Below are 2,904 nucleotides of genomic sequence, written 5' to 3' on the forward strand. Positions count from 1 at the left end.
GGTTAGCGGCGCATGGACGGCTTCCAACTTTGACGGAAGCTGGGGGCATCGCGCTTTTGACGGGAGGGGTGGTTGCCGCGATCGGAGCGTTCAAACGAGACAAAGTAACAGGCTGTGACGCAATCTAGATCTTGAGGGCGTCAGTTCGGAACGTTCAAGACCGCCATGTGCGAAACAGGCCCGTCTATCCATGAAACCGGTCCCGGTATGCGTTGGGGGCAACGCCCAGACGGAGGAGAAAAGCCCGGCGCATAGTCTCGGTCGAGCCGAAGCCGCATCGCGTGGCGGTTCGCGCCACGCATGCGCCGTCCTCGAGAAGCCGGCGGGCGCTTTCGACGCGGATAGTCTCGACGCTTTCCGCCGGAGTGCGGCCGGTGGATTTTTTATAGTGGCGGGAGAAGGAACGAAGGCTCATGCCCATTTGGTCAGCCAGAACACCGAGTGACAGGTCGCGATCGAGATGGTTCGCGATCCAGCCATGAAGCCGCTCGAATGTCGCGTCGGCTTCTTGTAGCGCGAGCGCGGCGCTGAACTGTGCCTGTCCACCGGGCCGCTTAAGGAACACGACGAGCTGGCGCGCGACTGCCAGCGCCAACGGCCGCCCCTTGTCGGCTTCCACCATCGCCAGTGCCAGATCGATCCCAGCGGTGACGCCTGCCGAGGTCCAAATCGGTCCATCACGGATAAAGATTGGATCGGGATCAAGATGAACCGCGGGATAGCGTGCGGCGAACTCGGCACATCGCCCCCAATACGTCACGGCACGGCGGCCATCGAGAAGCCCGGCCTCGGCGAGAAGAAAGGCACCACTGCAAACGGATGCGGTCCGAGCCGTCGAAGCGGCCCGTCGACGGATCCAGTCGAGAAGGGCGGGGTCGCGGCAGGCAGCGTTGATGCCGTAGCCACCGGAGACGATCAGGGTTCCGGGGCCGCTCGCCGCCTGGGCCAGTGCCTCAGATCTCAAAACGATGCCAGAGCTCGTTGCGACCTCCTCTTCAGCGGAGACGATGGTGATTGCATAAGGTTTTGGGGCGCCAGACGGGGTGAGGTCGTTGGCCGTGGCAAAGACCTGCGCCGGCCCCGTGATGTCCAGAAGCTGAGCATTCGCGAAGGCAAGAATCTCTATGCGATGAGGTGAAGCGTTTGGCATGAAATGAGCGATGATTGGCGCAATTGCCAAGTCATCACGCGTTAAAGTCTGGCAGTCAAGACAGGAGTTGGCCCATGAAGTTTCGTTTCGGTATTCTCTGCTTCCCCGCAGTCCAGCAATTGGACCTCACCGGTCCCTACGAGGTCTTCGCTTCCGCTGATGGCGCCGAGGTCCATCTCGTATGGAAGGACCTTGAACCCGTGCGATCCTCGACCGGCCTCTGGCTGAGGCCCGACACGCGTTTTGCCGACGCGCCGGACTTCGACGTTCTTTGCGTGCCAGGCGGCGCCGGCATCAATGCGCTGCTTTCCGATGAGGAGACGCTCGCCTTTGTGCGGGACAAGGCGGCGAAGGCTCGCTTCGTGACGTCAGTTTGCACGGGATCGCTCGTTCTTGGCCAGGCCGGTCTCCTTGAGGGCCGGAGGGCCACCACGCACTGGAACGCGCACGCCTTTTTGGAGCGCTTCGGCGCGGTACCGGCAAAGGAGCGGGTCGTTCGAGACGGATCCCTCATCACCGCGGGTGGCGTGACGTCTGGTATCGACTTCGGACTTACTGTTGTCGCGGAGCTATTGGGACGGGAGGAGGCCGAGATAATCCAGCTCTCGCTAGAATATGCGCCGGCGCCTCCCTTCAGCTCGGGCCTGCCCGAAACTGCCCCCTCGTCCGTGCTTGCGGCAGCGCGAGCCCGCATGGCGGGATCGCGAGCGGAACGCGAGGCGCTTCTGGTCGGCAGGTCTGTATAGAAACAGACATCCAGATCTGCGCATCTTAACCCGATACCCCAGTCCGTCCGCGTGCGACGGAAGCAATGTTTATCCCGCCGATGCCATGAGCGGTCCAGGCGCCGATATCCAACGAAACGACAAGCCTTAGTTCCCTGTCGAATATGCGCAGACCCGCTTCATATATATGATACAGGACATTATCACATATAGAAGGCCAGCAATGCGCCGACGACCGCGCTGCGGATTCCGGCGCAAAAGTCGGTATTCTGCAGCGGCGCAAAACCCAGTCGCGAAACTGAAATTTTAATCGGGAGATTCGCGACACTCTTGCAGGAGGACCTGCCAGACGGTAAGCTCCCCTCGTTATGAAAACCTTTGTTCTCAACATCGCAACGGCCTTCTTCGACGCCTAAAGGCTCTCCCCTTGCCGAAGGGGTTCGAAGCAGGTGCATCGCACCTGGGTACGTTTTAGCCAGCCTCGCTTTGGCGAGCCTGTAGTGCTGGCTGCGATTTTGAGAGCCTTCCATGAAATTCGCGTATTCTCGCGCCGATCTTCCAAGCGAAGATTTGGCGAGCGGTCGAGTTCTATTTAGCCGACCCGGTCTCACCGCCTTTCCTGTCCGTCTCGCCAGTGAATTGTTCCTGCGAGCGGCATCCGTTCTAGCAAGCGGGGGCCGGCCGTCACCCTATCATTTCTATGATCCAACTTGCGGAGGCGGCTATCTCGCAACCGTGTTGGGGTTTTTGCATGGCGACCAGCTGCAAAATATCAGCATGTCCGACATTTCGACCGAGGCCGTTTCGGTCGCGGTCAAAAATGCGGCTCTTCTCACGTCGGAAGGCCTTTCTTGGCGTCTCAGTGATCTAAGCAACCTCGTTGTTCTGCACAACCGCCAAAGCCATCGTGCCGCCCTCCAAAGTGGTAACAAGCTTTTCGCGCTGCTCCGCCATTTACCTACAAATGTGTTTAACAGGTCGCGGAAATATCCCCCATTTTTCCGCCGATCCTGGCTAGACAGCTCGAAG

Annotated in this window: 3 protein-coding genes; 2 read left to right on the forward strand and 1 reads right to left on the reverse strand. The window is 59.9% G+C overall.

Features of this window, described 5'->3' with window-relative positions:
- Positions 1-184 precede the first annotated feature (184 nt).
- Entirely contained in the window at positions 185-1,150 is a 966-nt protein-coding gene (locus tag EQW76_RS28525) for a GlxA family transcriptional regulator (protein WP_143123519.1), read from the reverse strand.
- Positions 1,151-1,224: 74 nt separating this feature from the next.
- On the opposite strand from EQW76_RS28525, the gene EQW76_RS28530 reads away from it, so the two are divergent.
- Together EQW76_RS28530 and EQW76_RS28535 are read left to right on the forward strand one after the other, a co-directional pair.
- Positions 1,225-1,896, forward strand: coding sequence for a DJ-1/PfpI family protein (locus EQW76_RS28530; protein ID WP_142832603.1), 672 nt, complete (start codon positions 1,225-1,227; stop codon positions 1,894-1,896).
- A gap of 507 nt (positions 1,897-2,403) precedes the next feature.
- Positions 2,404-2,904 (forward strand): hypothetical protein (locus EQW76_RS28535; RefSeq protein WP_202617245.1); only part of this gene is annotated, 501 nt, incomplete at its 3' end.

It is taken from the genome of Rhizobium sp. rho-13.1 (assembly GCF_007000305.1).
GTDB lineage: Bacteria > Pseudomonadota > Alphaproteobacteria > Rhizobiales > Rhizobiaceae > Rhizobium > Rhizobium rhododendri.